General features: G+C 65.7%; 27 protein-coding genes and 1 pseudogene. 9 read left to right on the top strand and 19 right to left on the bottom strand.

Going from position 1 to position 26,729, the window contains the following annotated elements; genetic code table 11:
• Nucleotides 1–29 precede the first annotated feature (29 nt).
• A complete protein-coding gene (locus tag FCN77_RS06135; protein WP_137321554.1) occupies nucleotides 30–527 on the bottom strand; it encodes a hypothetical protein in 498 nt (165 codons plus the stop codon).
• 276 nt (nucleotides 528–803) lie between these two features.
• Nucleotides 804–965 (bottom strand): hypothetical protein, encoded by a 162-nt coding sequence (locus FCN77_RS25860; RefSeq protein WP_175417165.1) that lies wholly within the window; start codon nucleotides 963–965, stop codon nucleotides 804–806.
• A gap of 109 nt (nucleotides 966–1,074) precedes the next feature.
• Here FCN77_RS25860 and FCN77_RS06130 point away from each other — a divergent pair, with 109 nt between their 5' ends.
• Nucleotides 1,075–2,886: an SARP family transcriptional regulator gene (locus FCN77_RS06130; RefSeq protein ID WP_137321553.1), complete on the top strand. Its 1,812-nt coding sequence runs from the start codon at nucleotides 1,075–1,077 to the stop codon at nucleotides 2,884–2,886.
• Nucleotides 2,887–3,193: 307 nt separating this feature from the next.
• The gene (locus FCN77_RS06125) at nucleotides 3,194–3,802 is read left to right on the top strand and encodes a hypothetical protein (RefSeq protein WP_137321552.1); all 609 of its coding nucleotides are present in this window, start codon (nucleotides 3,194–3,196) and stop codon (nucleotides 3,800–3,802) included.
• A 93-nt stretch (nucleotides 3,803–3,895) separates the two neighbouring features.
• On the opposite strand, the gene FCN77_RS06120 is transcribed toward FCN77_RS06125, so the two are convergent.
• From FCN77_RS06120 to FCN77_RS06110, 3 genes are all read right to left on the bottom strand, one after another.
• On the bottom strand, nucleotides 3,896–4,099 hold the full coding sequence (locus FCN77_RS06120) for a cold-shock protein (protein ID WP_003806113.1): 204 nt from the start codon (nucleotides 4,097–4,099) through the stop codon (nucleotides 3,896–3,898).
• A 118-nt stretch (nucleotides 4,100–4,217) separates the two neighbouring features.
• Nucleotides 4,218–4,748 carry a hypothetical protein gene (locus FCN77_RS06115; protein WP_137321551.1) on the bottom strand — a complete coding sequence of 177 codons (531 nt, stop codon included), beginning with the start codon at nucleotides 4,746–4,748 and terminating at the stop codon, nucleotides 4,218–4,220.
• Nucleotides 4,691–5,491 (bottom strand): FHA domain-containing protein, encoded by an 801-nt coding sequence (locus FCN77_RS06110; RefSeq protein ID WP_137321550.1) that lies wholly within the window; start codon nucleotides 5,489–5,491, stop codon nucleotides 4,691–4,693. Before FCN77_RS06110 ends, FCN77_RS06115 begins: the two co-directional genes overlap by 58 nt.
• Before the next feature lie 243 nt (nucleotides 5,492–5,734).
• On the opposite strand from FCN77_RS06110, the gene FCN77_RS06105 reads away from it, so the two are divergent.
• The gene (locus tag FCN77_RS06105; protein WP_137321549.1) at nucleotides 5,735–6,112 is read left to right on the top strand and encodes a TfoX/Sxy family protein; all 378 of its coding nucleotides are present in this window, start codon (nucleotides 5,735–5,737) and stop codon (nucleotides 6,110–6,112) included.
• Nucleotides 6,113–6,288: 176 nt separating this feature from the next.
• A complete protein-coding gene (locus FCN77_RS27340; protein ID WP_302646959.1) occupies nucleotides 6,289–6,411 on the top strand; it encodes a hypothetical protein in 123 nt (40 codons plus the stop codon).
• 123 nt (nucleotides 6,412–6,534) lie between these two features.
• On the opposite strand, the gene FCN77_RS06100 is transcribed toward FCN77_RS27340, so the two are convergent.
• The gene (locus tag FCN77_RS06100) at nucleotides 6,535–6,861 is read right to left on the bottom strand and encodes a type II toxin-antitoxin system PemK/MazF family toxin (RefSeq protein WP_137321548.1); all 327 of its coding nucleotides are present in this window, start codon (nucleotides 6,859–6,861) and stop codon (nucleotides 6,535–6,537) included.
• Nucleotides 6,858–6,992 carry an antitoxin MazE-like protein gene (locus FCN77_RS06095; protein ID WP_254678998.1) on the bottom strand — a complete coding sequence of 45 codons (135 nt, stop codon included), beginning with the start codon at nucleotides 6,990–6,992 and terminating at the stop codon, nucleotides 6,858–6,860. The genes FCN77_RS06100 and FCN77_RS06095 overlap by 4 nt, the downstream gene beginning before the upstream one ends.
• A 71-nt stretch (nucleotides 6,993–7,063) precedes the next feature.
• Between FCN77_RS06095 and FCN77_RS06090 the strand changes: the two genes are divergently transcribed.
• The 5 genes from FCN77_RS06090 to FCN77_RS06070 all read left to right on the top strand — a co-directional run bounded on the left by FCN77_RS06090 (nucleotide 7,064) and on the right by FCN77_RS06070 (nucleotide 14,308).
• Nucleotides 7,064–7,366 (top strand): HNH endonuclease signature motif containing protein, encoded by a 303-nt coding sequence (locus tag FCN77_RS06090; protein WP_254678877.1) that lies wholly within the window; start codon nucleotides 7,064–7,066, stop codon nucleotides 7,364–7,366.
• 169 nt (nucleotides 7,367–7,535) lie between these two features.
• A complete protein-coding gene (locus FCN77_RS06085; protein ID WP_175417164.1) occupies nucleotides 7,536–8,978 on the top strand; it encodes a DUF3375 domain-containing protein in 1,443 nt (480 codons plus the stop codon).
• Nucleotides 8,975–9,631: a DUF4194 domain-containing protein gene (locus FCN77_RS06080; protein WP_137321545.1), complete on the top strand. Its 657-nt coding sequence runs from the start codon at nucleotides 8,975–8,977 to the stop codon at nucleotides 9,629–9,631. Before FCN77_RS06085 ends, FCN77_RS06080 begins: the two co-directional genes overlap by 4 nt.
• Nucleotides 9,628–13,047, top strand: a complete 3,420-nt coding sequence (locus tag FCN77_RS06075) for an ATP-binding protein (protein ID WP_137321544.1) — start codon at nucleotides 9,628–9,630, stop codon at nucleotides 13,045–13,047. The genes FCN77_RS06080 and FCN77_RS06075 overlap by 4 nt, the downstream gene beginning before the upstream one ends.
• The gene (locus tag FCN77_RS06070; protein WP_175417163.1) at nucleotides 13,037–14,308 is read left to right on the top strand and encodes a Wadjet anti-phage system protein JetD domain-containing protein; all 1,272 of its coding nucleotides are present in this window, start codon (nucleotides 13,037–13,039) and stop codon (nucleotides 14,306–14,308) included. The genes FCN77_RS06075 and FCN77_RS06070 overlap by 11 nt, the downstream gene beginning before the upstream one ends.
• Before the next feature lie 115 nt (nucleotides 14,309–14,423).
• Here FCN77_RS06070 and FCN77_RS06065 read toward each other — a convergent pair whose 3' ends face one another.
• The 12 genes and pseudogenes from FCN77_RS06065 to FCN77_RS06005 all read right to left on the bottom strand — a co-directional run bounded on the left by FCN77_RS06065 (nucleotide 14,424) and on the right by FCN77_RS06005 (nucleotide 26,694).
• Nucleotides 14,424–15,737, bottom strand: coding sequence for a hypothetical protein (locus FCN77_RS06065; RefSeq protein WP_137321542.1), 1,314 nt, complete (start codon nucleotides 15,735–15,737; stop codon nucleotides 14,424–14,426).
• A 286-nt stretch (nucleotides 15,738–16,023) separates the two neighbouring features.
• A complete protein-coding gene (locus tag FCN77_RS06060; protein ID WP_137321541.1) occupies nucleotides 16,024–16,479 on the bottom strand; it encodes a hypothetical protein in 456 nt (151 codons plus the stop codon).
• Between the two features lie 1,109 nt (nucleotides 16,480–17,588).
• Entirely contained in the window at nucleotides 17,589–18,269 is a 681-nt protein-coding gene (locus tag FCN77_RS06045) for an SDR family NAD(P)-dependent oxidoreductase (protein ID WP_137321539.1), read from the bottom strand.
• A complete protein-coding gene (locus FCN77_RS06040; RefSeq protein WP_137321538.1) occupies nucleotides 18,259–19,542 on the bottom strand; it encodes an exo-alpha-sialidase in 1,284 nt (427 codons plus the stop codon). Before FCN77_RS06040 ends, FCN77_RS06045 begins: the two co-directional genes overlap by 11 nt.
• A gap of 3 nt (nucleotides 19,543–19,545) precedes the next feature.
• Entirely contained in the window at nucleotides 19,546–20,349 is an 804-nt protein-coding gene (locus FCN77_RS06035; RefSeq protein WP_137321537.1) for an HpcH/HpaI aldolase/citrate lyase family protein, read from the bottom strand.
• Between the two features lie 86 nt (nucleotides 20,350–20,435).
• Nucleotides 20,436–21,233: an aldo/keto reductase gene (locus tag FCN77_RS06030; RefSeq protein WP_254678876.1), complete on the bottom strand. Its 798-nt coding sequence runs from the start codon at nucleotides 21,231–21,233 to the stop codon at nucleotides 20,436–20,438.
• A complete protein-coding gene (locus tag FCN77_RS26660; protein ID WP_254678997.1) occupies nucleotides 21,215–21,352 on the bottom strand; it encodes an aldo/keto reductase in 138 nt (45 codons plus the stop codon). The genes FCN77_RS06030 and FCN77_RS26660 overlap by 19 nt, the downstream gene beginning before the upstream one ends.
• A gap of 128 nt (nucleotides 21,353–21,480) precedes the next feature.
• Nucleotides 21,481–22,313, bottom strand: a pseudogene (locus tag FCN77_RS06025) (ATP-binding cassette domain-containing protein).
• Nucleotides 22,306–23,247: an ABC transporter ATP-binding protein gene (locus FCN77_RS06020; protein ID WP_137321536.1), complete on the bottom strand. Its 942-nt coding sequence runs from the start codon at nucleotides 23,245–23,247 to the stop codon at nucleotides 22,306–22,308. The pseudogene FCN77_RS06025 and the gene FCN77_RS06020 overlap by 8 nt, the downstream one beginning before the upstream one ends.
• 1 nt (nucleotide 23,248) lies before the next feature.
• On the bottom strand, nucleotides 23,249–24,184 hold the full coding sequence (locus tag FCN77_RS06015; protein ID WP_137321535.1) for an ABC transporter permease: 936 nt from the start codon (nucleotides 24,182–24,184) through the stop codon (nucleotides 23,249–23,251).
• Nucleotides 24,181–25,116: an ABC transporter permease gene (locus FCN77_RS06010; RefSeq protein ID WP_137321534.1), complete on the bottom strand. Its 936-nt coding sequence runs from the start codon at nucleotides 25,114–25,116 to the stop codon at nucleotides 24,181–24,183. The genes FCN77_RS06015 and FCN77_RS06010 overlap by 4 nt, the downstream gene beginning before the upstream one ends.
• A gap of 3 nt (nucleotides 25,117–25,119) precedes the next feature.
• Complete coding sequence (locus FCN77_RS06005; protein ID WP_137321533.1) at nucleotides 25,120–26,694, bottom strand: ABC transporter substrate-binding protein; 1,575 nt, start codon at nucleotides 26,692–26,694, stop codon at nucleotides 25,120–25,122.
• Nucleotides 26,695–26,729: the final 35 nt, after the last annotated feature.

Below are 26,729 nucleotides of genomic sequence, written 5' to 3'. Positions count from 1 at the left end.
GCCGGGCTCAGCGGCTCCCGGGGAGGGCGTCAGTTCGACATTGAAGTGACGCCGCTGTAGTACCAGCCCGTGTACGGGGACCAGACGCCGTTGCTGCCTTCCTGGAAGCTGACCTTCTGGTAGATCTCCTCGTTGCCGATCTCGCCGTCCACCAGGGTGCGGACGTTGTGGATGGTCACGGTGCCGCTGTACTGGTTCAGGTGGCGGCTGAAGTAGGAGGTGCCCAGGTGGTCGTCGCCGTTGGGCCAGTCGTCTTCCTCCCAGCGCTCCTGGGTGATGTTGATGTAGCGGTCGGAGTTGCAGTGGACCTGGATCTGGTAGTCCACCAGCTTCACGCCGGATGAGTTGTGGCCGGCGAACACGGGCCGCAGCGGGGTGACCGAGCAGGCGTAGCTGGTGCCGGCTGCCTGCGCCGGGGCGGCCAGGGCGAACGGTGCCGCGACCATGCCAAGCCCGAGGGCGGCGACCATGGCGGCCTTGCCGCGGCGGCCGGTGCGGGACTTCTTGGCGGTTGATGCGTTGAACATGCGGGTGCTCCTGAGGGAAGATGCGGTTTGGATGGGTGCTCTGCCCGGCGATTCCGGGGCTCCGGATCTGCCGGGATTCTCCGGCGTTCCGATGTATCCATAGTGGATCCGGGTACCCCTCCCGCACTTCCGTGCTAGCACGGTTTCTACCGGCCAGTACCGAAACGCGCCTGTCGCTCGCGGACGCACGACGGCGGGAGGCTGGCAGTTCTGCCGGCCTCCCGCCGTCGTGGTTTTGGTGGTTGAGCCTGTCGAAACCGGGCCCGCCGAAACCGGCTACCGCCGCGGCGATGCGTAGGGCGCGCTGGGAAGGTTGCCTGCCGTCCACGGCGCGGTGGAGCGGACGTCGGGCGTGTGGCCCCGGCCGTCGCTCAGGACAGCGCGGACGGTCACGCTGAGAACCCAGAGTCCAAGTAGCAGAATGCCGATCAGTTCCATGTTGATGCACCTCTTGTGAGTGTGTGCGGATTGGGTGATTTCAGTGTGTGCGGCCGGCGTGTGAGCAAGCGTGTGAATCCCGCAGACGCCGGCGGCGGGCGGCGGTACCATGAGCCGTATGGCCGAGAACTGGATTCGGCTCCTCGGTCCGCCCGTTATCGAGTCGCCCGGAGCAGCTCCCCCGCAGCCCAGAGGCCGCAAGGCCTGGGCGGTGCTGGCCTACCTCGCGCTGCAGTCTGACGGCACCGGCCGTTCCCGCACGGCATCGCTGCTGTTTCCGGATGCCGTGGACCCGCTCGGCGCCCTGCGCTGGAACCTGTCCGAGCTGCGGCGAACCCTCGACGGCGTGACGGTGGCCGGCGATCCCCTGCGGCTGGTGCTGCAGGCACCGTGGCGCTGCGACGCGCTGGAAGTGGTGGACTCCGCCGGCAGCACGGGTGTTGATCCGCGCGGCTTCAGCGGCCAGCTGCTGGAGGGCCTGAACTTCGCCGATTCCCCGGTGTTTGATTCCTGGCTGGCGGACCAGCGGTACCGGCTGGACAACGCCGTACAGTCCCTGCTTTATGAGGCCGCGCTGGCGGCCCTCGCTGCCGGCGCTCCCGGCGAGGCGGCGGAGCTGGCGTCGCTGGTGCTGCAGCGCGATCCCTTCCATGCGGACTGCAACGCCGTCCTGGTCAAGGCACTCGTGGCGCTGGGCGAGCACCGCCGGGCCCGCGAGCACGTCACCAAATGCGGGAACGTGTACCGCCAGGAGCTGGGCCTTCCGCTGCCCGCGGAAGTCCGGCGGGCCCTGTCCGATGCGGCTCCGGAGGCGGACCCCGGGATGCCGGCCACCGCGGCGACGGTACGGTCGTACCTCGACGCGGGCGGTTCGTCACTCTGGGCTGGAGCCGTGGACCGGGGGCTGGACCAGCTTCGGCTGGCGGTGGTGCTGGCCCAGCGCACCGGTGACGACCATCTGCTGGCCGAGTCCCTCGTGACGCTGTCCGGTGCGCTGATCCACCAGGCGGGCCGCCGCGGGGCGGAAGTGGCGGATTTCCTGCACCGTGCCCTGCAGGCGGAAGGGCCCGACGGCGCCTCCCGCACTGCCGCCGCGGCGTACCGGGAGCTGGGGTACCTGTCCGTGCAGCGTGGTGTCCCGGACCGCGCTGCCGGCTGGCTGGACCGCGCGACGCTAGCCGCCGAAGGTTTCCCCGACGAGCAGGCGAGAATCCTGGCGATCCAGGGAATGCTGGCCTCGGACACGGCTCGATACGACGATGCTGTGACTGCGTTGACAGAATCCGGAAGGCTGGCCAAGGCTGTCCGGAACCGCCGGCAGCAGGCGTTCAGCGAGGCGCTGCTCGGCCGGGTGCACCTGCTCCGTGGGGAGCTGGAGCTGGCGGCTGCTTGCCTGGACCGGGCGCTGGTGTGGATCGCGGAGGAACACTGGACGGCATTCGAGCCGTTTGTCGCCGGGGTACGCGGAGAGACCTACTTGGCTGCAGGCCGCCTGGAGGAAGCTGCGGCGCTGATCGACAGGTCCTGGGTGATGGCCGAGCTGGCCGGCGACCACTGCTACATGGCCCTGGCGGCAGGCGCCGAGGCGCGCCTGTTCCTGGCGCACGGCGACCTCGCGGCCGCCGAGCACTGGATAGACCGTGGGCTTGAGCCCACGCCGTGGTACCTCTGGTATTCGGCCAAGCTGCTGGATACGGCGGCGGAAGTGGCCATCGCCAGTCAGTCTCCGCGGGCGTCCGGGTTTGTGGAGCGGCTGGCCGAACTGGCGAGCCGGAGCGGCATGCGGGAGTTCGTGGTGCGGGCGCAGTCCCACCGGGCCGTGCTCGGTGATGAGGGGGCGGCGCAGGCCGTGCCGTGGCTGGCTAAGGAGATCGACAACCCCGCGTTGGCAGCGTTCCTGGCGGAGCGGAGGCAGCTTTGACGGTGGCCGGGCTCCGGGGCTGCGCGCGGGCACTGATCACGGTGTTTCAGCAATGGGGTCAAATCATTGTGGTGTTAACGAAGTGCATAAACGCCTTCAAATGGCGGTATGAATAGCTGAGTTATAGGTGCCCAGAACAACTAATAATAAAGTTGCAGAAATAACTTCCCAAGCGCTCTGGAAGGGCGCTAATATCCTGCACCTAAGCATTAGTAAAAACGTTGATGCTGAGAGTTGACGCTTACTTTCAGGTAAGCAATAGCGCATAGAAATAGAGGGTGAACACCCTTCCCGCGGCTAATTATGCGTGGCTAAGCGCACCTTCGGCATGGTCTCCTACCTGGTTCCAGGTTGTGCCGCATTCCACGCTGCTCCAAAAAAATTGGAGGAAATAGTGAAAAGCAAAATTGGGCGTATTTTCGCACCCATAGCCATTCTGTTAGCCGCACTTATCGCACCTGCGCAGCCAGCGACTGCAGACGACCCGATCTTCGTTCCCAAAGGACAAGGCTGTGCGGACTTCAACCTTGTTCTCTCATCCACCGGCGGAAACCTGCACACCAAGGACTTTTACGATGCTAACGGCAACCTCGTGCGCAGCATCACGGCAGGGAAGGGTGTACTGCTGACATACACGAATTACGGGCCCGATCCGGCAAATCCGGTAGCGGGCAAGTCAATCACGTTCCGCACCGACGGTTCCGTCACACAAACGCGCGTGAATGCGGACGGGACCTTGACTGTGACCGCCACCGGGCACAACGGCTTGGTCCTGTTCCCCACTGACGTTCCCGCAGGACCGACTGCCACGCAATATATCGGAAGGATCGTATTTAACATTGATCCCGCAACAGGCGTCTTCACACTTGTCAGCACTAGCGGCCAGGCAGTGGATGTCTGCGCCGCACTCGCCTAGTTCCGACTAGCACACCCGGGTTAAGCAAAAGCAGGGCCGGTCAATGACCGGCCCTGCTTTATGAAACCTAAACGGTCCCGGGTATCTAAGAAATTAGATAGCCTGGATGTTTACAGCCTGGGGACCCTTGGGGCCCTGCTCGGTTTCGAAGGAGACCTTCTGGTTCTCTTCGAGGGAGCGGAAGCCGGAGGAGTTGATCGCAGAGTAGTGTGCGAAAACGTCCTGTGAGGAGTCATCGGGGGAAATGAAGCCGAAGCCCTTTTCAGCGTTAAACCATTTGACGGTACCAGTAGCCATTATTTATGTCCTTCGTGAAGGTGGAGGAACTGTCCCGACTTTCGGGTCCTCCGGTGTGGGGTGTTCAAAACCGCTACTTCAGAAGAACGAGGACTTTCGACCCCGCGTACTGCCTGAACTACCAAATACAAACACAACAACGGTCTCTACTGTACACGGTTTTGGAGAGCGGCATTACCACCGGCATCAGCGGGATGTCCGGCACGGTGATGGACCGCGGCCCGTCGAACCCCTGCATGAACACCGTGACGAAGCTGAGCGACACCGTGCCACCGGATTCGGACAGCTGGCTCTCGAAGTTGATGGTCCCCTTGCGCTGGCCCCCGGGCGGTATGTCCGGCTGCCAGGTGCTGCGGAAGGAATCGGCGTCGAAGGTGGTGCCGTCCGGGCCGGTGAGGATGGCGTTGTGGAACAGCGGCAGTGACATGGAGCTGCTGGTTCCGTTCCGCACATGGATCTCCACCCGGGTGAAATGCGCAGTGCTCTGGATGCCGAGGACGGTGACAGTGACGCCCTGGGCTTCGGTGGCCACCTGGCGTGCCAGCCGCTGGGTACCTTCCTCGTTGCCCGAGAAGTAGCCGACGGCGTAACTCACCCCGGCGGCCAGCAGCCATCCGCCGCCGCCGAGCAGGAGCAATATCGCCAGCACCGTGGCGATGGCTGGAAGGGAACGCGGTGCGGCCTCAACCGGCCTGGAAGGATACGCGGTCCCATGGGATCCCCCGCGGGTATCCGGGGGCCGGGCCTCAACGGGCGTGCGGGTCTCGCCGGCTGCACCCGACTCGACGGCCGATACTGCGGTTTGGGCCGCTTGGGCGCCGGCTCCCCCTTGTCCTTGAGGTAATCCAGCGCCTCGCCGCCCAGGGCAACTGCCAGGCCCATCGCCGGGGTGACGAACCACGTCCAGGTGGGCGTCAGCTCGGTCAGGAACGCGGTCAGGCTATTGCCGATCAGCCCCACCACATTGATCGCGGCCGCGAAGAGCAGCGCCGCGCCGAGACCCTTCTTCCTGCCAGCCGCCGGGACGGGCTGTTGCGAACCCGGCCCGCCGGCCGCCCCCGGCGGTGCGCTGCCGCCGTCGTACGTCCCTTCAACAAAGCGGAGCCTGACCTGCCCGAACTGGACCTCATCGCCGTCGGTGAGTTCGGTGGGCGAGGTGATGGCGAGGCCGTTGACCCAGGTGCCGTTGCGCGAGTCCTGGTCGTCGAGGATGGTCCGGCCGTCCAGCGAGGTCAGTAGGGCGTGCCGGCGGCTGACCCCGGAAACGGCCAGGCGCAGCCGTGAGCCTTCGTCGCTGCCGATGGTCGTCTTCCCGTGCGGGATGGCAATCCGGGTCCCCGCCGCCTCCCCATTGACGACGACGAACGCGTTCCGTAACCCAGGTCCGTCCATGACCTACCCCGACCAGCCAAGAGGGCACGCCGGCCCCCGCAGGAGAGACACTGTCATCCGCCGCTGACGCATGACATGTTGCAAGTCTCCTCCCGGCGGGAGTGGCTGACAAGGACGCAAAACCGGCTGCCGGCGCCCGTCCAGGGGCCTCGACCTGGGGCCTCGACCGCGCCCCGGAACGGGCATATCCTGCAGGCAGTCCATCTCTGACAGTACGTTCCGGCACATAAGGGAGACGTTCACATGGAAATGCCCAAACCGTCCGACGCCGACAAGGAGCACTTCCGGAAAGTAGTGCCGGACCATCCGGATGTGGTGGTCAAGCCGATGTTCGGCAACCTGGGCGCCTTCGTCAACGGGAACATGTTCGCCGGGCTGTTCGGCCCCACCATCGGAGTCAAACTCTCCGATGCGGACAAACACGAACTCGAGGGTACAGAGCGGACCGTCCCCTTCGGGCCGCCGGAGCGTCCCATGGGCGGCTACACCGGCCTCCCGGAGGTGTGGAACGCCGAAGGTGACGGCGATGACGCCCGGGCACAGGCCTGGGCGGAGAAGGCGTACGAGCACGTCGCCAGCCTGCCGCCGAAGGAGCCGAAGGCCAGGAGCGCCAAGAAGTAGCCCCTCCCGCAGGGGCGCTCTCCCGCCGCGTACCCCGCACGGCGACCAGCCGTTCACTGCTCATCCAAGGCAAGAGTCTCCCGCTCGCTGTCAACGGGGTCTCTGGTCTTCACCTGAAAGTCATTTGCGAGCCCTCACCGAAGCTGAAGCAGAAGACCCAACCCAATATTGGTGTGGTGACCACGACGCGCGTGGTACTCGAAGCCGCCCCGCCTGACTACGGGGTCACCAGCTTCGACCGACTGCTCGAAACAGTCACCACTGATCCGGGTTTCAATTCCTCCGGCGCGCAGCGGTAATGCCCGGATACAACTCCCGCGGTTGCCGTCGGCTAGCGCCAGCCACTCCCCTAGCCACATACTGCGAGACGGAGCACCACTGGGCATTGACGCCTCAGGTAAGTCGGTCGGTGATTGGACCAGTCAACGCCCCAGGCCAAGAAAGACGGCAAGGGACTGCTCAACGGCAACCATGGTCTTGGAATCTATTCGGCCTATCCGCTGCCCGAGGTGGGCACGCCGCACTGTTGTGAGCTTGTCCACCATGATCTGGCTGACTGCCTCCAAGCCGGTGAGCTGTCCGGGGTCAACCGTCAGCCTCAGCAGCGGGGCATCCGTCAAGTGGGACGTTAGCGGCAGAAGGGTGACCGATTCCGCGGCCGCAAACAGGTCATCCTGGATGATGAGTACTGGCCTGGGTTTCTGCGCATATGTTCCCCCCGAAACCGTCCACAGCTCACCGCGATTCACTCCGGCCAGTCTTCCGCAATCTGGTCGATGCAATCTTGATCGTCGCTGGTGTGGTCGGAGGCCGCGACCGCCAACGCTTGCCGCTGGGCTTCACGCCTGAACTCCTCTGTGCGTGTGTCCGGAACCCACATCTGAATCTGCCGGAAGCCTCGCTCGCGCATGGCAACTCGGTGCCGTGCTACACGATCCCTTACGCTCATAAATGAACGTTACATGTAACGCTTCCCAGCGCCACCCGGCGTGGTGGCCCCGCCACCCGGGGCAACAGCCACGTCAGATTCCGACGGATCTGTCGAAGCTGGAGGGCGGCTTCCGCCGCCGTTGTTCCCGGCCCGCTGAGCACGGCGACCATTTCCATCCCTGGTCTAAAGGCGGATCCACCAGCCTGCAGAATTTCGTCGCCGCCTGCAGCCGGTGCAACCGGACGAAAGGCGCACGGATCCCCTCCCCCGGCCAGCAGGAAAGGCTTGAACGACGACGGCGGACAATAAGTCGCGCTCGATGACGCGGTTGCCGTCGGCGAGCGCCGGCCACTCGCCTAGCCACCTGCTGCCCTCCCGGGCCCTCCGTTGGACCGTGCCCGGCGTTACGCCGACTCTTCCGCCCACAGGAAAATGTCGGAGCCGTCCCTTAGAGTAATCCCACACAGTGACCCACAAAACACGGGATTCCGGATGGACTACTACGCCATAAACACCCTTCGCGAGAACCACGCTGGATGGTCCCTGCTCCGGGCGCAGAACGCACCGCTGGCCGTCTCGTTCTTCATCAAGGCCTTCACCGCTCCCAACCAGCGCGACGTCGGCCGGCAGGAACTGATCGATCATCTGGACGACGTCCTGTTCGGCCTCCGGGATGTCTACGGCGAGGACAAGTTCCCGCGGCCGGCCGGCGAGTACCTGGACGACTGGGCGGCACCTGAAAAAGCTTGGCTGCGCAAATACTATGTGCCAGGCCAGGACGAGCCGCACTACGACCTCACTCCCGCCGCGGAGGACGTGGTCCGCTGGGTGGAGAGCCTGCGCGGGCGGGACTTTGTGGCCACCCAGTCCCGGCTGACCAGCATCTTCGCCGTGCTGAAAGCTTTGGTCCAGCAGTCCGAGACTGATCCGGAAGTCAGGCTGGCTGAGCTCCAGCGCCAGCGTGACGGGATCGACGCCGAGATGCAGCGCATCAGGGACGGAAACATCAAAGTCATGACGGCTCCGGAAGCGCTGGACCACTTCCAGCAGCTGACCGCCCTGGCCAAGGATCTCCTCTCCGATTTCCGCGAGGTCGAACAGAACTTCCGGAAACTGGACCGCCAGGTCCGTGAACAGATCGCCACTTGGGAGGGCGGGCAGGGCGAACTCCTGGAGACCATCTTCGCCAACCAGCAGGGCATCAGCAGCTCCCTCCAAGGCCGCACGTTCCAGGGGTTCTGGGACTACCTCATGTCTCCTCAGCTCCGCACGGAACTGCAGGATCTTCTGCAGCGCGCCACCCGGATCGAGGCCCTGTCCGGGGTCGAGGACCTTCACGCCGTGACCAAACTGCACCAGGACTGGCTGCCGGCCGTGGACCAGACACAGTCCACGGTCCGGCAGCTGTCCGAGCAAATGCGCCGGCTCCTCGACGACAAGGTCTTCCTGGAAAACAAACGGATCATGCGGCTGATCCGCAGCATCGAATCGGGTGCCCTGGGCACCCGCGACGCGCCGCCGTCGGGCGTTTTTATGGACATCGCGGCGCAGTCCGTAGACGTGGCGCTGCCATTCGAGCGGCCCCTGTATGAGCCCAGCCAGAAAGTGATGGTGGACGACGACGTCGTCACCGCCGACGACGCGGACGTGGACGCCGGTGCCCTGTTCAGTCAGTTCCATGTGGACAAGGAGCGCCTGAAATCCAATGTGGACGCCGTCCTGGCGGACGCCGAACAAGCCACCCTGGCTGAGGTCACGCAGGCCCATCCGCTGCAGCAGGGCCTCGCCGAGATTGTGGCGTACTACCAGCTGGCCAGCGAATCGGAATGGGCCAGCATCCATGACGAAGTACCCCAGCAACTGCAGTGGCAGCTCCCTGACGGCAGCATCCGCGAAGCGACCATAGACCAGATCATCTTTGTGAGGCCCGCATGAACCCCGCCGACACCACCGAAACACAGGCCCGGACGCCCGAAGAACTTCCCGGCGTCGTGACCCGGCTTTTCCGCGGCGTGGTCTACGCCGAGTCGGACGAGAAGGCCTGGCAGTCACTGATCGCCCTCGAGTCCCAGGCCCGCGACTATGTGGCCGTGCTGGGGCTGGACCTGATCCTGGATGAGTCGGAGGGCTATGCGTTCCTCAGGTCCCGGGAGGACCCGGAGGGAACCCTCCCCCGGCTGATTCCGCGGCGCAGGCTGACCTTCGACGTCAGCCTCCTGCTGGCCCTGCTGCGGGGCCGCATGCTCGAATTTGATACCAACAGCAGCGAGCTCCGGCTTATCATGACCGAGCAGGAGATCATGGACATGGTGGCCGTGTTCCTGCCCGAATCGAGCAACCAGGCCAGGATCCTGGACAGGCTGGGCGCCAACATCAAGAAGGTGGTGGAACTGGGCTTCCTCCGCAAGCTCCGCGGCCAGAGCGACACCTACGAAGTAGCCCGGATCCTGAAGGCCTACGTTGATGCCCAGTGGCTGGAGGAATTCGATGCCCGCCTGGCGGACTACCGCGCCTCGCTGGGCGGCTCGCCGGAAACCCCGCCGGGCACCGCCGCCGCACCGGCCACCACCGAAGGGGAGCTCCCGTGACCGCCGACCTGCAGGACAGCCTGTTCAGCCTGGAAGACCCGGCCCAGGGGGCAATGGACGGCGCCGGCATTCCCCCGGGCTACCGGCTGCACCGTCTGGAGCTGCTCAACTGGGGCACCTTCCACCAGGGCGTGCGCACGTTCCGTCTGGACGGAGCCAACAGCCTCCTCACCGGTGACATCGGCTCCGGAAAGTCCACCGTGGTGGACGCGATCACCACTCTTCTGCTCCCGGCCAACAAGATCGAGTACAACAAGGCCGCGGGGGCGCAGAAGAAGGAACGCAGCCTCATGTCCTATGTCCGGGGCTACCACAAGAGCACGCGCAGCACCGGCGGCGAAAACTCAAAACCGGTGTCGCTGCGGGGAACCGGCGCGCTCACCGTGGTGCTCGCCGTCTTCCACAATGCCGTGCTGGCGAAGTCCGTCACCCTGGCCATTACCCTCTGGGCCGTGCAGGAGGCAGGCCAGCCCAACCGTTTCTACTCCCTGGCGGAAACGGACCAGTCCATCGCTGCGGACTTCTCCAATTTCGGCCAGGACCCCGCCAGGCTGAAGAAGAAGCTGAAAGCTGCGGGCGTGGCCGTTCACGACACCTTTGATCCGTACGCGGCCGCTTTCAAGAGGCAGTTCGGCATCAGCGGCAACCAGGCCATGGAGCTCTTCCACCGCACAGTCTCCATGAAACAGGTGGAGAACATCACCCACTTTGTGCGCACCAACATGCTGGACGAGGACGACGTCGAAACCCGGCTCAGCAAGCTGATCGGCCATTTCGATGACCTCAAGAAGGCCCACGGGGCTGTACTGCGGGCCAAGGACCAGATCAGCCTGCTGACCCCCATCCGCGACGGCGCCGCCAGGCACGCCACGCTGACGCTTGAAGACGAGCGGGCCAGGGCCCAGCGGGACCAGCTGCACCCCTGGTTCACCAACCAGCGCCTCATCCTGAGCCTGGAGCATCAGGCGGAGCTGGAGAGCACCGGCAAACGGCTGCGCGAGGACAGCGCCTCGCTGGCGGCCCGGATCTCAGAACTGCGGCATCAGATCAGCGCCGTGGCCGAGGACATCCGTTCCAACGGAGGCGGCCGGCTGGCGGCCATCGACGCCGATGTCGCCCGGTTGGGCGCCGAAGCCAGCGCGCAGCGGACCCGCTACCAGACGTATGCGGCAGCGGCGGCGGCGCTGGGTCTGCAGGCGCCGGAGGACCGTGTTCTGTTCGACGCCAACCGGGACGGACTCGCCGCCGTCGAGTCCGGGCTGGCCGGGAAGTACAACGATCTTCAGGAAAGCCGCACGGGTCTCACTCTCCAGCGCAGGGAGCTCGCCGAAAATGCCGCCGGGATCAAAGCCGAGCTGACCAGCCTCCAGTCGAGGCGCAACCTGCTGCCGCTGCAGCAGCTGGATATCCGGCGTCGTCTGTCTGAGGGAACGGGGGTGGCGGAGAAGGCCCTGCAGTTCGCCGGCGAACTGCTGCGCGTCCGCGACGGCGAGGCAGCCTGGGAAGGCGCGGCGGAGCGCACTCTCCGTGGCTTTGCGCTGTCCCTGCTGGTGCCATCGGAGCACTACGCGGCCGTGAGCAGCTGGGTGGACGCGAACAATCTCCGCGGCCGCCTTGTCTATCTGAAGGTGGGCGACTCGTACTCCCCTCGGGCGGCGGAGCCCGGGATACTCGCGGCCAAGATCGCCGTCAAACAGGGCACGCCGTTCCGCGATTTCCTGCTGGACGAGCTGGCAAGCCGCTTCGACTACGTCTGCTGCGACACGCTGGAGGACTTCCGCCGCCACCCCAAGGCACTCACCGCCAACGGCCAGTTGAAGGGCGGCCGCGGCCGGCATGAGAAGGATGACCGGAAGGACCTGGCGGACCGGCGGAACTACGTGCTGGGCTGGGACAATCAGGACAAGATCAACCGTTTCCTCGCCGAGCTGGATGACGTCAACGGCCAGCTCCAGGTCGCGGAGACACAGCTGGCCAAAGTGGACCGGCAGCTGGGCGACATCGGGCGCCAGAACCAGCAGCTGGGCACCGTCCGGTCCGTTTCCGATTTCGGCGAAATCAGCTGGGAACTTACCGCCCGCCAGATTGAGGAGCTCAAGGAAGAGCGCCGGGCCCTGGAATCCACCAACGACGTCCTGCAGGAGCTTGCAGCCAGGGAAACAGCCCTCAACGCTGACCTCAACCGGCTGGTCGGCAAGGCGGACAAGATCCTGGAGCGGCTGGGAGGAAACAACAAGGACGCGGAAAACCTTGCAGAGGCCATCGCGGAGTGCCGCGCGCTCCTTCAGGAGCAGCCCCTGACGGACGACGCCGGCCTGCTGGCCTCCGTAGCCAGCCTCGCCGCCGCGGCGCCCGGGGAGAAAGTCCTCACCTACAAGAACACCGTGACAGTGGAGAGTTCGGTCCGGTCCGGGCTCACGGCAACCATCGATGCCCTGTCCAAGCGGCTGGCCACGGCGGAGGCCGGTACGGTGCGGCTGATGGCCGACTTCCGCAACAAGTACCCGAACGAAACCACGGAAATCGACGCGTCGCTGGACGCTGCCGGGGACTACGAACGGCTGCTGGACCAGCTGGAGAAGAACGATCTGCCCAAGTTCGAGGAGCATTTCAAGGAGTCCCTGAACCAGAACACCATCCACGAGGTGGTGGCATTCAACGCGTTCCTGGACAGCCGCCGGCAGGACATCGTGAACCGGATCACCGAGATCAACCTGTCGCTAGCCACCATCGAATACAACCGCGGGCGCCACATCCAGCTGGAGCACCAGAACAGCACCGACTTGGACGTCCGTCAGTTCGGGACGGACCTGCGGGCCTGCTCCGAGGGCACGATCGGTGATGACGAGCAGTACTCCGAGCAGAAATACCTGCAGGTGGAACGGCTGATCGAGCGGTTCCGCGGGCGGGAAGGCTTCACCGCGCTGGACGAGCGGTGGACTGCGAAGGTTACGGATGTGCGGAACTGGTTTACCTTCTCCGCCTCGGAGAAGTGGACCGAGACCGGCGAGGAGTTCGAGCACTTCACCGATTCCGGCGGCAAATCCGGCGGCCAGAAGGAGAAACTGGCCTACACCATCCTGGCCGCCGCGCTGGCGTTCCAGTTCGGACTGGGAGCGGGCCAAGGGGCTGGTCCGGGCTCGGGCCGGAATGCCGGCAAGGGCCGCAGCTTCCGGTTTGTGGTGATCGACGAGGCGTTCGGGCGCGGGTCCGATGAGTCGGCGCGGTACGGCCTGGAGCTGTTCCAGCGGATGAAGCTCCAGCTCCTGATTGTCACTCCCCTGCAGAAGATCCACGTGATCGAACCCTTTGTGGCACACGTGGGCTTTGTGGCCAACACCAACGGCAACGATTCGCAGCTGCGGAACATGACCATCCAGGAGTACCGGGACGAGCGGGACCGGCGTGCCGGCTGAGGGGTCTGCGGGGCGGGCGCAGGGCTGGACCACACTGGCCGACGTGCGCGCGCAGTCGATGAAGGCCTGGAGCAGCGGGGCGCTGCTGCGCGAAGTGCTGGAACCAGGCGGCGTTTATCCTCGCCGGCGTTCGCTGAAGCGTCCGACGGCGGCGGGCCTCTTACGCGATTATGCGGCGGCCCGTTCGTGGGCGGGTGAGTTGTTTGCGGTGGCTGGTCCGTTCAGCCTGGAAACTGCTGAGGTGGGCCGAACAACCATCGGCTCCAACCAGCTGCCGGCGGCGGCTGTGTTTGCCTCGGTGGACGATGAGATTGCGTTTGTAGGCAAGGCGAAGGATGCAGCCCGGTTCGTGGAGCTGGCAGAGGGGCTGTCCCTGCTGGTTCCGTCTTTTCGCGCCTGGGCTTTGAAGCGGCCGCTTCGTCTGCTGGAACTCGGTACTGACGCGCTGACTGCCGGCCAGGTGGCCCTCTGGCTGCGGGACAACCCTGAGCCCGGCGTTTATGTCCGGCAGCTTAGCCTGCCTGGCGTGCACACAAAGTTCGTGGAGAACCATCGGAAAGTGATCGACGAGCTGGTTGAGGGGCTTGGTTCGGAAGCTGCAGTCGAAGCGGATCCTGGCGACGATGAGCAGCTTATGGACGTGCCGGCGGCCCCGGGTTCCCTGCTGGGCCTGACTGCAGCGAGAACTCCTGCGGCCCGGTTCGCGGCGCGGCACGGCTTCCTGCATCCGCCCGAGCTGGTCCGGTTCCGCATGCTGGATCCAGAAGTGCCGCTCCTGGGTGGCGCCCGGGACCTTACCGTCACCGCCGGGGCGTTCGGCGCGCTGAACCTGCCAGTCACCAACGTGATTGTCACCGAGAACCTGGTGAATTTCCTGGCCCTGCCGGAGCTACCCGCCACACTTGCAATTTATGGCGGAGGGTACGGATTCTCGTCCCTGCGGGATGCCCGTTGGCTGGCGGATTGCAAAGTTCTGTACTGGGGCGATCTGGACACACACGGCTTCCGGATTCTGGACGAGCTGAGGGCCGTTCACCCGCACGTCGTCAGCGTCCTGATGGACGAGGCCACGCTGTCGGCACACCGGGATGTCTGGGGCAACGAGCCGTCGCCCTCAAGGGCGGCGTTAACCAGGCTGACTGCTGAGGAGCACGAACTCTACGCGGCGCTGGGCAGCGACGTCTTTGGCAAGGCCGTCAGGCTCGAGCAGGAGCTGATCCGTTGGGATTGGGTACTGGAGAGACTTCAGCCTGGCGGTTGAGCCTGAGGCACTCGCACTACTGAAACGGCCATCCGAAAATTTGGGGAACAAGCGGACTTGCGCAGAAGCGTCATTCGAACAGCCAGACGTACGCGCTCCGATAGTGAGCGGCGCGTTATCCGGCCAGATGGACCTGCGGCGCTTCCTTCCTGCGCTCCGCTGCAGCTGCACCTAGCGACGAGCGGACGTGCCGCCCCAGCATCAGCAGAGCTACGAAAACGGCCGCACCGGCCACTGCAACGGCGAACGCTGCAGGGCCCGGGAAGGCTTCGCTCATGCTTTCCTCGCTTAGCGCGAGTACGGTCTTCCAATCTGCCTTTGCGAGAAGTTCCAGATCGCCCAGATCCGAAGGTAGGACGACGGACTTACGCATGAGGGCCAACGAATAGTCGGCGTTGCCTGCAGGGTTGATCCCGGCTAACGAAGCCATGGTGGTGAAGACTGAAATTGTCAGCACGGGTAGGCTCAGCGCGGCCAGGCGGTTCTTCATGGAGGCAGTACAGGCGAAAACGACCGCGAAATGAGCCGCGATGAACCCGCCAACAGCTCCGGCGAGTGACAGGTCTGCGAGAAGGGACAGGGAAACTGGCTCCTGCCCCACACCGCTTGTCGCCATGAACCGCAGCGGAAGAAACGAAAGGGCTCCAGTCAACAGACCGATGACGCCGCCAATTGAAACCCAGTTGGCCACGATCGACAGCGACGACCGCAACCTGATCCTGCATTGAATCGCGCCAGTTGCGGCAGCATACTTCAGTACTAGCCATGACAGCGTAAATGACGGGGTCATGGACACGGCGACCATAAGAACCCAAAAAACTGACCAGACGCGGACAATCTGGGTAAGGGCACCTTGCCCGGTTCCTACAAGTGTCAAAAGGCTCATGACGGCAAGAAGACATATGCAAAGACAAAGCGCCCCAATCGCGCGGTATTCACTCTTGAATAGAGGCTTTGTTAGGTTCCATGGCTGAAGGTCGCGGAAGCCATCCGGCAAGAGCTTCTCTTTGAGCAGCTCCGCGGCCCGGCGGAACACAGACACCCATGAGGACACCGCATATGCCAAGAGCTTTCTGAATGAAACGCCGATCAGCTCCGGATGGTCGAACGCCGCTGCGAACTTCACCATCACCTCGGTGGCGATGTGGGCGGCGATGATGCCAACGAGCAATAGCCCCATGTACGTGATCGCCCAATTGTCGGTTTCCGGAAATACCGTCCAGATCAGTGGGATCACGAATAGCGTACAGAACGCTATTCCGAGAAAGACATGGCTTATTCCGTTGAGCCTCCGGGTCCAGAGTTGAGATCGATCACGGGCAACTTGCCCGGCCCTTCGAACGCCGTATCCGAAGAAGGCCAACGCCGCAGCATAGAAGATTATGGGACCGAATTGAACCGCGGGGCCGGCGGCATCTGCAGGAGTCATGAACCATTGGTACCCGGGGGCACTGACAATTAGGGAAATCGTCGTCGCAGTTCCGGCGGAACGATCAACACTCCCAGGAGCGTATTCTGATCCACTGACCGTGCCATACCCGACGGACAGAGCGCGGGCTTACGATTGCCACCGAGGCTTGCCAGCCTAGACAGGCGCTTTGGCCGGGTCCTCGGGCCCGGGAATGCCAAATCAGCCTGAGCCATAGGCCCCAGCTGCTGGACTTGCGCGCCCGGATCCGGTTCCTCGTGCCGATGCAGCCGGACCCATACGTGAACTACTTGAGGCTGAGCACCTCGTCGATCGGGCGGCCGTTGACGAAAACTTGGGCGCTCGTTGCCCCGGCCGCGGCCATGGCGGTGTACTCCAGCTGTGCCTTGGCTCGCGGGATGTCGCACACGCCGCCCAGCATGAACTGCCCGGTGAGGTAGATCGTGATCGTGCTGCCGTCCAGCTCGCCGCCGACGTAGGTGAGGTTCGACTGGTACAGGACGTTCACGAGACCCGACATGCCGACGTCGCGGCTCTTATTCGCGAGCAGGGTCCCGATGCTGGGGCCCACCTGGTCCGTGAAGCGGACCGGGGCCGTGGTCGTAGCGACGAGGCTGTCACCGCAACCGATCCTGGGCCCTGATATGCCGTTGTCGTCGACGGCGACGTAGTAGATGGTCAGCGGGGCAACCTGCTCCGGGAGGCCTGTCGGGGTAGGTTCCTCGGTGACCGGCGGGCTCACGGGGGCGGACGACGACGGGGCACTCGCTGTGGGGGTCGGAGACGCCGACGGACTAGTCGACACGGACGGGCTTGCTGTCGCGCTCATGGAGGCAGACGGGCTCGCCGTCGTAGTCGGGGCGGCGGAACTACTCGTGGGTGCCGGGGCCGGCGGGCCGAAACAGCCTGAGAGCGCGAACACGGCGCAGAGCCCGAGAACGCTGGATGCCAGAAGCCTGGGCCTGGTCATGTTGCCCCTTGGGTGCGGGCCCATCATTTTCAGGGCTCGCCTTCAACCTACGCCTGAGCCGCCGTCCAAAACAGGGACTTTAGTCCGACGTCAAGGCAGGAACCGGGCCGGCCAGATGGGTTAAGCACCCCGGCGAAACCAGGCGGCCTGGCCATTTTTCGGCATGAGGGCAAGCGATACGATGCTGCCGGAGAGAGGTCCTGGTTTGGTTTGATTGCCGTTAAGGGCCACCCAATGACTGACGTTTTCACCATGCAGCCAGGCGAGACCACAGCTCCCCTACCACCGGGGCCCGTCCTGTCCACCGGGTCGGCGGCCATGCGGCGCATCCACCGTTTCCCGCCCCTTCCTCCGGAGTACGTACCTCGCAATGAGGGCTGCAATAAGACCGGCGAGAGTCACCAAGTGCACTTCGTCAAAGGACAGTCCGTCAATATTCGGCTGCAATTCCTCTTTCGTCGCCCAACCAAACCAGACTTCGCTGACTAGTAGCCCCGCAAGGAAATAGGCGACAGCCGAGTAGAGCCACAGCCGGCGCGTCACGCGTCTCCCGACGATCAGGTGGGCCACAAGGCCGAAGGCCAGCGACATGAACGCAAGCAGTCCCAAACCGGCAATTCCCAGGTCCCATCGGGCCACCGCCGATCACCTCCCCCCTCTTTCTGCCAAGAGTCTCCTCATTCGGCCCTGATGAATGTAGAGCCGAAGGTCCTCGATGCCCCGCTGATCCCCGGCACCCTGTGAGAGAGGGATTCCCGTTTCGGCCCCAAAAGTGAGAGAGCGTCCGTGGAAAAGGTGCAGGAAGTGAGAGAGCGTTGCAGGGGTTGGTTTCGGCAGGGGGCAGCTCGAGTCACCAGCAATTTCCTCGACCGCCGGTTGGGTTACAGCGACGCCCCGCCGCAGATGACGTAGTTCTGCCCGGTGATGGACTTTCCATGGGGCCCCAGCAGAAACGCGGCCAGCGCGGCCACATCCTCCGGGTCCACCAGGGCACCCAGGGCAGGCATCCGCACCGGGGTGGTTGCCCGGCCGGGGTCGTTCAGCATCGGGGTGTCCGTCGGGCCCGGGGAGAGCACGTTTACGGTGATCCCCCGCGGCGCGAGTTCCTGCGCCCACGTCCGGCCCAGCCCCATCAACGCAGCTTTGGTGGCCGCGTACTGGCTCTTGCCCGGGGACCCCGTGGAGGTGCGGCTACCCAGCAGCAGTACCCGCCCGCCGTCGGGCATGGACGGCACCAGGGCGTTGGCCAGGACACTGCCAGCCGCCACGTGAACAGCGAACATCCCCGCCAAAGCCGATGGATCAAGGTCACCCAGCGCCGCGGTCCGCTGGAACCCGGCGGCGTGCACCAGCGCATCAGCAGGCCGCAGCCCCGCAACGACCTCCGCCAGGGACTCAGGCTCGGACAGGTCCGCCTGCAGCCACTCGAACTTCCCGTGCAGCGAAGTTGAGCTCCGACTCAGGCCGGTCACGGCCCATCCGTCGGCCAACAGACGGCGGGTGATGGCCAAGCCGATGCCAGAGCTGCAGCCCGTTACTACCGCGTGCTGCTCAGCCGGCATTGGCGCGGCTCGCTTCGGCTTCCCCCGGGGTCTCGGTGCCTTCGTACGCCCACTGCGGGTCCACCCGGACGAACTTGATGGCCTGCCGGAAGTACGTGTAGGCGATGTTCAGAGCACCGTCCGGCCCCTGGTGGATGGACGGGTAGGAGTACTCGCGGTTGAGCCCGTCGCGGGAGTTGTTGGAGAGGCAGTACCCGTCGCCCACGTCCAGGTTGCGCCGGATCGGCCACGAGCGCCCCGAGTCCTCGGAGATCGCCAGCGTCATGGGAGACCGCGGCGTGCCCCAGAACGCGCGGCGAGCGCCGTCGTCGGACGAGGAAGCGGCGCCGGGTACCGGCTCGGCGAGCTGGCCCTGCTCCTCGGCCAGGCCGTCGTCGTCGATCTCGTCGTAGAGGGACAGCCGGCGCTCGGTGTTCTCCTCCGCCCGGCTGTGGTTGTACACCAGGGCCAGGCGGCCGTCGGCGAGCGCGGTGAACTGGATGGAGGAGTTGTTGTTGGGCAGCTCGGTGGGGACCGGCTCGCTCCAGGTGGTGCCGTCGTCGGTGGAGCGGGATTCGTAGATGGAGTCCGCCCAGCGGCTCCGGAACAGGGCCAGCAGCGACCCGTCGGCCACGGGCTGGATGTTCATGTGGACGCAGCCCAGGCTCCCCGGCAGAACGTGCTCGGTCCAGGTGGCGCCGGCGTCGTCGGAGATCATCACGGCGCTGTCGTCGCTGTTGCCCACCCACTTCTCCCCCGGCGTTGTGATGCACCGGAAGATCGGCACAATCAGGCGGCCGGACGGCAGCACCACCGGGAGCTGGCGGACGAACACGCCGCCGGTCTCGTTCGCGGGGAACAGCGTTTCCACCGGCCCCCAGGTGCGGCCGCTGTCCGTGGAAGTACGACGGCGGACCTCGGCGGTGTCCTGGTTGCCCGCCTTCTGCGCGGTGTACAGCAGCCACAGGACCCCGTCCTCACCGGCAGAGCTAGGCGCGGTGAACAGGATGGGGTTCTGCTCCGAGCGGGTGGAATCGTCGGAGAGCTGCTGCGGTTCGGACCACTGGCTGCTGCCGGGGTCCAGGGTGGAGAACCAGATGGAGATGTCCGGCACGCCTTCCTGGGTGCCGCCGAACCAGACGCAGCCCAGCCAGCCGTCCGGCAGGGTGAGGAGGTTGGCGGCGTGGCTCTGCACGGTGGGCGCCGGGAGGTAGGCGAAGTCCGCGCCGTCCGCCCGCTTCACGGTCCCGTCCGGGGTAATGGTGCTGTAGGCATCCTTGATGGTGTTCTGCATGGTTCAGCTCTCCTTGGTTCCGGCATCGGAGCGGACGGCGCTGGTGGCTGCGGCGAGGTGGGACTTGGCGATCTGTTCCAGGTGCGTCAGGTCCGAGGCGATGGTGGCGAACGTGTAGCCCTGGCTCAGCCGGAGCGCCGCCACCTCCCCCGCCGGGGTGTGGATTCCTGCGGCGATCCCCGCAGATGCGGCTGCCTCGGCAATGGTCTCCAGCGCGGCTTTGAATTCGGTTTCGATGGCCGGATCCCCCGGGAACGCCCCGCCCACGGCGATGGCCAGGTCCGACGGGCCCACGTAGATGCCGTCCAGGCCCGGGGTGGCGCAGATTTCCTTCACGTTGGCCAGGCCGTCCGGCGTCTCGATCATGGCGAACACCAGCGTGGTGGCGTTCGCTTCGGCGGGCACCGGCCCGATCCGCAGGGCCGATCGCATGGGCCCGTACGAGCGGCCGCCCATGGGCGGGTACTTGGCGGCGGCAACCGCGGCGGCAGCATCCGCCGCCGTGTTGACCAGCGGAACGATGACGCCCACGGCGCCGGCGTCCAGCGCCTTGCCGATGGCCGTCAGGTTGTTGTCCTCCACCCGGACCATGCCGACGGCGGTGTGCCCGGCGTCGATGGCCATCAGCCCGTTCAGCACGCCCGAGTAGCCGAGCAGTCCGTGCTGGGCGTCCAGGGCTACGTAGTCATAGCCCAGCCGGCCGATGCGTTCGGTGGCCACGGGCGCGTCCAGCACGGCCCAGTAGCCCACCGCCTGTTCCCGGGCGCGGATCTTGCGGGCGAATTCGAGGGCCAGTTCGGATGTCATGGGGATCGTCTACCTTCAGGTCGGGTGTTCGGAGGGGCGGCCTGGGCCGGTTTTTAGGGCGTCGGCCGGGTGTTTCGAGGAGTCTGTCAGCGGTTGTAGGCGGGCATGGGGCCGCGGAGTCCGGCGCCCACGGCGTCGCAGGCTTCCACGACGTCGGCGGGCAGCGGCCCGTTGGCGACGGCGGCGATGTTGGCGCGGAGCTGCTCCACCTTGGAACCGCCCAGCAGCATGGAGCCCACGCCGTCCCGGTACGCAAGCCAGCGCAGCGAAAGCTCGGCCAGCGTGATCCCCGCACCGTCAGCAATGCGGGAGAGTTCCTCGATGGCGTCGAACAGCTGCCGGTCCCAGTAGCGCTGGGTGTACATGGCGGCCAGCTTGGAGTCGCCGTAGCGGCCCTCGGTGGGTTTGGCGTCGAAGCTGTGCTTGCCGGTGAGCAGCCCGCCGCCCAGCGGGTTGTAGACCATGGTGTGGACGTTGTGGGTGGCCGCGAATTCGAGGTATTCCTCCTCCACCCGGCGTGCCACCAGGTTGTACAGCTGCTGCGCGACGACGGGCCGCGGTGCCCCCACTTCGCGTGCCGTGTGGATGACGTCGGCAATCTGCCAGGCCGCAAAGTTGGACACGCCCAAGGCACCGATCTTGCCCTCGGCAAACAGCTCGGCCACGGTGGCCAGCGTGTCCTGCAGGGGCGTGGCGCGGTCCGGCTGGTGCAGGTAGAACAGGTCGATGCTGTCCACACCCAGCCGGCGGAGGCTGCCTTCCACGCTGTTGCGCAGCCCGGCCGGGGACAACGGCGAGTGCTGGCCGTGGTCCGGGTGCGGCATGCCAGCCTTGGAGGCGAGGATGACGTCGCCGCGCCGCCCCTTCAGGAGGCGGGAGAGCATTTCCTCGGTGGTTCCCCCACGTAGGCGTTGGCGGTGTCGATGGTGGCGATGCCGGCGTCGAGCGCTTCCTCCACCATCCGCCCCGCGGTGGCCTCATCGACCGTGTCGCCGAACGTCATGGTTCCCAGGACCAGCCGGGAGATGGGGAGTTTCAGGCCGTCCACCTGGGCGCCTTCGGGCTGCTTGCTCATGCGTTGATTCCTTGCGGTTGCAGTATTTGTAAGAGAAAGGGCTAGTTCGCCTGGGCTCAGTTTGATTGTCCGCTGAGCGCCAGGGAGCGGACCAGGTGCCGGGGCTTGAGGCCCTGCATGGTGGAGGGGTCCAGCGCGGCACGGCGGAGTTTCCGGGTGTAGTCCTCCTTGGGGCGGTCAGGACGGACGCGGTGGAGCCGTGTTCAACTACCTTGCCGCGCTGCATCACCATGACGCTATCGCTGATTTCCTGCACCACGCCCAGGTTGTGCGAGATGAACACGTACGTGATTCCCGTTTCCTCCTGGATGGATTTCAGCAGCCGCAGCACCTGCGCCTGCACGGACACGTCCAGTGCGCTGGTGGCCTCGTCGCAGACCAGCAGTTCGGGCTTGGACGCCAGTGCCCGGGCAATCCCGATCCGCTGGCGCTGGCCGCCGGAGAACTCGGACGGGTGCTTGTCCAGGGACGCAACGGGCAGGCCTACCTGGTCCATCAGCTTGGCGGCTGCCTTGTGGCGCTCCGCCTTGGACCGGACGCCCTGCAGCTTCAGCGGCTCGGCCACGATCTCCTGCGCTGTCATGTGCGGGTCCAGGGAACCGTACGGGTCCTGGAACACCATCTGGAACTTGGAACGCAGCGGCCGCAGCTTCGCCTCGCTCATGGCCGCGATGTCCGTTCCGTCCAGGTCGATGCGGCCGCTGGTGGGGGTGACCAGCCGCATCAGCGCTTTGGCGATGGTGGACTTTCCGCAGCCGGATTCACCCACGACGGCGATCGTCTTGCCTTTGTCCACGGAAAAGGACACGTCGTCAACGGCCCGGAAGGTGCCGCCCGGAACGTGGTAGTCCACCACGAGGTTTTCGACGGCGAGGAACGGCTTAGTCATGGCTTGCTCCGGTCTGGGTCAGGGCGGAAGAGGTGGCTGGGTCAGCGGGTGGCTGGGATGCGTGCGCACCCCGGGAACCGCTGGAGTCAGCGGGTGTTTCGTCCCACGGCCCCAGCACGGGCACGGCTGCCAGTAGCGCCCGGGTGTATTCGGTGGCGGGGTGGTCCACGATCTGCTGGACGTCGCCGGACTCCACGAACCGGCCGTCCTTCATCACGTGGATGCGGTCCGAGATGAGCCGGGCCACTCCGAGGTCGTGGGTGATCATGAGGATGCCGATGCCGCGCTGCTCCTGCAGTTCCAGGAGCAGGTCCAGGATGCCGCCCTGCACCGTGACGTCCAGGGCCGACGTCGGCTCGTCCGCCACGAGCAGCTGCGGCTCGCTGGCCAGGGCGATGGCGATCAGCACACGCTGCAGCATGCCGCCGGAGAGCTGGTGCGGGTACTTCTTCAGCTGCTTCTCCGGGGTGGGGATGTGCACCTGCTCCAGCAGCCGGACGGCCCGGGCCTGCAGGGCACCCTTGTCCTTAGCCGAGGCGGCGCCGGCGATCCGGATGGCCTCGAAGAGCTGGCTGCCGATCGAATGGACCGGGCTCAGCGCCGTCATGGGGTCCTGCGGGATCAGCGCCAGGGTCTTGCCGCGCACCTTCTCGATGGCCTTGGGGTCGGCGGTGACGTCGACGCCGTCGATCAGCACGGTGCCGGAAAGCACCGCCAGGTCCTCGGGCAGCAGGCCGAGGATGCCCATCGCCGTCGTGGATTTACCGGAACCGGACTCACCGATGATGGTGACCGTCTCGCCCCGGTGGATGCTGAAGCTGACCGAATCCACGGCCCGGACGATGCCGGTGTCGGTGATCAGTTCCACCTGGAAGTCGCGGACCTCGAGGAGCGGCTGTTCCTGGTGGCCGGTGGTCTGGGGTTGTGCAGTCATGTCAGGCACCCTTCTTCTTGCGGCGGGGACGGTCGCGGAGGCCGTCGCCCAGCAGGTTCACGCCCACCACCATGAGCACGATCACCAGGCCGGGCAGGGTGACCATCCACCAGGAGGTGGTGATGTAGGCCTGGCCGTCGGAGATGATGCGGCCCCAGGTGGCGAAGGGGCGCTGCGGGCCGGCGCCCAGGAAGCTAAGCGCGCTTTCGAGCAGCACGGCCTGGGCCAGCAGGAGCAGGACCACCAGGGTGGCCTGCTTGATCACGTTGGGGATGATGTGCTGGATCAGGATTTGGATCCGGTGCAGGCCCAGGATTCTCGCGGCGGAGACGTAGGGTTTTTCCCGTTCCACCAGCACCATGGAACGGGTGAGTCGGGCCACTTCGGGCCATTGGGCGATGGCGATGACGAAGGTGATCACCGGGATGGAGGGGCCGAACAGGGCCACCACCAGCAGCAGCATCATGAGCAGCGGCAGGGACATCTGGGCTTCAAGGACGCGGGAGACGATGTTGTCCACCCAGCCGCCGAAGTAGCCGGCGGCTGAGCCGAGGATGATGCCGATGGCGCCGGAGACCAGCACTGCCAGCACGCCGATGGTCAGCGAGACCTGGCCGCCGTGCAGCACCCGGGAGAGCAGGTCGCGCCCCAGCTGGTCGGTGCCGAACACGTGCCCGTCCGTGAACGGCGGCAGGCGCCGGGCGGCGAGGTCCTGGAAGTTGGCGTCCGGCAGGGGCAGCACCTGGGCCAGGATGATCGGGATGATCACCAGCAGCGTGCAGACGGCACCGATCCACATCTTCCACTTGGAGGCATTCCGACGGCGGGTGGTGCCAGCCTTGGCGATGTCCGCCTTGGTGACGGCGCTGGGGGTCGGCTGCCGGGCGGCGGTTCCGGAAGAACCGGCGGTAGGCGTTGCGGTGTCGCTGAGGCTCATGCTGATGCCGCCTTTCCAAGACGAACGCGGGGATCAAGTAGCGGGTAGGCGAGGTCAATGACCAGCTGGACACCCACCGCCAGCAGCGCGGTGAGGAGGACCGTGGCCTGGATGAGGGGGTAGTCGCGGGTTTCGAGGGCCCGCACAATCAGGGAGCCGACGCCGGGCCAGGCGAACACCACTTCCACCACCACCACACCGTTGAGCATGGCGGCGAACCGGGTGCCGAGTGCCGTGAACACCGGGATGGCGGAGTTGGCCATGGCGTAGCGCCAGGTGAGCACCGAGTTCCGGACGCCGCGGGAGCGGGCAACCGTGAGGTATGGGGCGGCGAAGTTGGCGGTCATTTCCCGCCGGACCATCCTCGAGATCAGGGCGATCTGCAGGATGGCGATGGTGATGGTGGGGAGCACCAGCCCGCCCCAGGTGGCGAACCCGGAGGCAGGGAAGATCGGTATCAACACAGCGAAACCCGTAAGGAGCATGATGCCGGTCCAGAAGTCGGGCATGGACTGCCCGGCGATGGTCAGCACGTTCACGCCGAGTTCCTTGCCGGTGTCCGGGCGGCGGGACATCCACACTCCGAGCGGGATGGCCACCACGGCGGTGAGCAGGATGGAGGCAGTGGCGAGGGTCAGCGTGTAGGGCATCCGCTCGGCCACCACCTGCATGGCGGGGGCCTGGAACGAGTAGGACGTTCCCAGGTTGCCGCTGAGCAGCTGCTGCAGGAAGATCCAATACTGCTCCAGCAACGGCTTGTCCAGGCCGAACTGTTCCCGCACCTTGGCGAGCTGTTCGGTGGTGGCCAGCGGGCCGGCGTAGGACACGGCGGGGTCCCCCGGGGCCAGCCGGATGAGGATGAACACGGTGGATACCGTGAGGAACACGGTCAGCAGGCCCTGTCCCAGGCGCTTCAGGATGTAGTTCGTCATGGCTCAGGCCTCCAGTCGGACATCAACGAGGGGGTAGGAATTGGTGGGCGCCAGGTTGATGCCGGACACCCGCTTCCGGTGGGCGAGGACGGATTTGGGCACGAACGCCCAGGCGCAGGGCCAGGTGTTCCAGACGGCCTGCTGCGCATCTTCCAGCAGCTTCTGCCTGCGGGCCGGGTCCGCTTCGGCGGACGCGGCCTGGATCTTGGCCTGCACCTCGGGGATCACGTAGCCCTGGTAGGTGTCGCGGGTCTTTTCCTTTTCCGGGGTGCCGGCGTACATGCCCTGCAGCATGGTGATGGCCAGGCCGGTGGGGCTGGGGTAGCCGTTGCCCAGCAGATCCCAGTCGCCCTGCTTGCCCTGGCGCCAGGCCAGGATATTGCCGCCGGGTTCGAACTGCTGCAGCTCCGCCTTCACGCCGATGGCACCGAACATTTCCACCAAGGCTTCCATCACCGAGGTATCCGACGGGAACTCGCCGGTTTCCCAGATGATCTTCAGGGTGAGGTCTTTGACCCCCAGCTCCGCAAGGGTGGCCTTGGCCTTCGCCGGATCGTAGGTGTAGGTGCCGGTCTTGTGGTACCCGGTGAGGCTGGACGGCGTGACGCCCTCCGCCTGGGTGACGGAATCCACCAGCACGTCCTTCACCAGTGCCCCGCCGTCGATGGCCCAGCTGAGGGCCTCGCGGACCCGGGGGTCGGCCAGGGGGTGGCCGGCGGGCTTGCGGAAGTTGTAGAAGATCTGGTTCAGCCGGAGGCTTGAGGCCTCCTTAAGTTCGACGCCGGGAAGTCCGGCCAGCTGCTCACGCGAGTCCGGCGTGATGGAGTCGATGACATCCACCTCGCCGCTGCGCAGAGCGATGACGCGGCTGGATTCCTCGGGGAGGAACCGGACTTCCACGTTGTCCACCTGCGGTGCCGGGCCCCAGTAGTTCGGGTTGCGTTCCAGGCTGTAGGTGCCGGCGCCGCGGTTGAACTTGGTGACCATGTACGGGCCGGTGCCCACGCCTTCCTGCAGCTCCTCCGGCTTGTTCTGCGCGGCGGGCGTAATCAGGATCATGCTCATGAGCGAATCCAGGATGGGAACGGGTTTCTTGGACACCATCTTGAAGGTGCGGTCATCCACCGGCACCACGGCGGGGAACTCGGGGAAGAAGCCGGCCACGAAGGAGCCCTGCACCTGCTGGTACATCTTCAGCGCGGTTGCCACGTCCTCCACCTTTACCGGGCTGTTGTCCGAGTAGCGGATTCCTTCGCGGAGCCGGACGGTCCACTCGGTGGGGCCGGTCATCTCGAAGCGGTCCGCGAGAACCAGGATGGGCTTGGTTTCGGGGCCGATGGCGGTGAGGCCCTGGCGCACGGCGCGCTGGACGGTGACGGCGGCGTCAAACTGGTTCAGCTTGTTGTCCAGGCTGACCAGTGACCGGTTGAGGGCCAGGGTCAGGGTGCTGGGTCCCGGCAGGCCGGTGGGGCCGGCGCAGCCGGCGAGGCCTCCTGTGCCCAGCAGAAACCCGGCCGCGGCGCCGAACTGCAGCAGGCGGCGGCGGGAAATCTCACTTCCTTGAGGAAGAACGGTCATCGTTGACCTCTCGGTAGAACGGGGACGGCCTGCCG

Source organism: Arthrobacter sp. 24S4-2 (genome assembly GCF_005280255.1).
Lineage (GTDB): Bacteria > Actinomycetota > Actinomycetes > Actinomycetales > Micrococcaceae > Arthrobacter.
This window is presented reverse-complemented; position numbering and strand designations above follow the sequence as displayed.

Bases quoted from the DNA above. Each gene is read 5' to 3' on its own strand.
- FCN77_RS06135 (WP_137321554.1), bottom strand. From the start codon at position 527: ATGTTCAACGCATCAACCGCCAAGAAGTCCCGCACCGGCCGCCGCGGC.
- FCN77_RS25860 (WP_175417165.1), bottom strand. From the start codon at position 965: ATGGAACTGATCGGCATTCTGCTACTTGGACTCTGGGTTCTCAGCGTG.
- FCN77_RS06130 (WP_137321553.1), top strand. From the start codon at position 1,075: ATGAGCCGTATGGCCGAGAACTGGATTCGGCTCCTCGGTCCGCCCGTT.
- FCN77_RS06120 (WP_003806113.1), bottom strand. From the start codon at position 4,099: ATGGCTACTGGTACCGTCAAATGGTTTAACGCTGAAAAGGGCTTCGGC.
- FCN77_RS06110 (WP_137321550.1), bottom strand. From the start codon at position 5,491: ATGGACGGACCTGGGTTACGGAACGCGTTCGTCGTCGTCAATGGGGAG.
- FCN77_RS06105 (WP_137321549.1), top strand. From the start codon at position 5,735: ATGGAAATGCCCAAACCGTCCGACGCCGACAAGGAGCACTTCCGGAAA.
- FCN77_RS06095 (WP_254678998.1), bottom strand. From the start codon at position 6,992: ATGTGGGTTCCGGACACACGCACAGAGGAGTTCAGGCGTGAAGCCCAG.
- FCN77_RS06090 (WP_254678877.1), top strand. From the start codon at position 7,064: ATGAACGTTACATGTAACGCTTCCCAGCGCCACCCGGCGTGGTGGCCC.
- FCN77_RS06085 (WP_175417164.1), top strand. From the start codon at position 7,536: ATGGACTACTACGCCATAAACACCCTTCGCGAGAACCACGCTGGATGG.
- FCN77_RS06080 (WP_137321545.1), top strand. From the start codon at position 8,975: ATGAACCCCGCCGACACCACCGAAACACAGGCCCGGACGCCCGAAGAA.
- FCN77_RS06065 (WP_137321542.1), bottom strand. From the start codon at position 15,737: ATGACTCCTGCAGATGCCGCCGGCCCCGCGGTTCAATTCGGTCCCATA.
- FCN77_RS06045 (WP_137321539.1), bottom strand. From the start codon at position 18,269: ATGCCGGCTGAGCAGCACGCGGTAGTAACGGGCTGCAGCTCTGGCATC.
- FCN77_RS06040 (WP_137321538.1), bottom strand. From the start codon at position 19,542: ATGCAGAACACCATCAAGGATGCCTACAGCACCATTACCCCGGACGGG.
- FCN77_RS06035 (WP_137321537.1), bottom strand. From the start codon at position 20,349: ATGACATCCGAACTGGCCCTCGAATTCGCCCGCAAGATCCGCGCCCGG.
- FCN77_RS06030 (WP_254678876.1), bottom strand. From the start codon at position 21,233: ATGCTCTCCCGCCTCCTGAAGGGGCGGCGCGGCGACGTCATCCTCGCC.
- FCN77_RS26660 (WP_254678997.1), bottom strand. From the start codon at position 21,352: ATGACGTTCGGCGACACGGTCGATGAGGCCACCGCGGGGCGGATGGTG.
- FCN77_RS06020 (WP_137321536.1), bottom strand. From the start codon at position 23,247: ATGACTGCACAACCCCAGACCACCGGCCACCAGGAACAGCCGCTCCTC.
- FCN77_RS06015 (WP_137321535.1), bottom strand. From the start codon at position 24,184: ATGAGCCTCAGCGACACCGCAACGCCTACCGCCGGTTCTTCCGGAACC.
- FCN77_RS06010 (WP_137321534.1), bottom strand. From the start codon at position 25,116: ATGACGAACTACATCCTGAAGCGCCTGGGACAGGGCCTGCTGACCGTG.
- FCN77_RS06005 (WP_137321533.1), bottom strand. From the start codon at position 26,694: ATGACCGTTCTTCCTCAAGGAAGTGAGATTTCCCGCCGCCGCCTGCTG.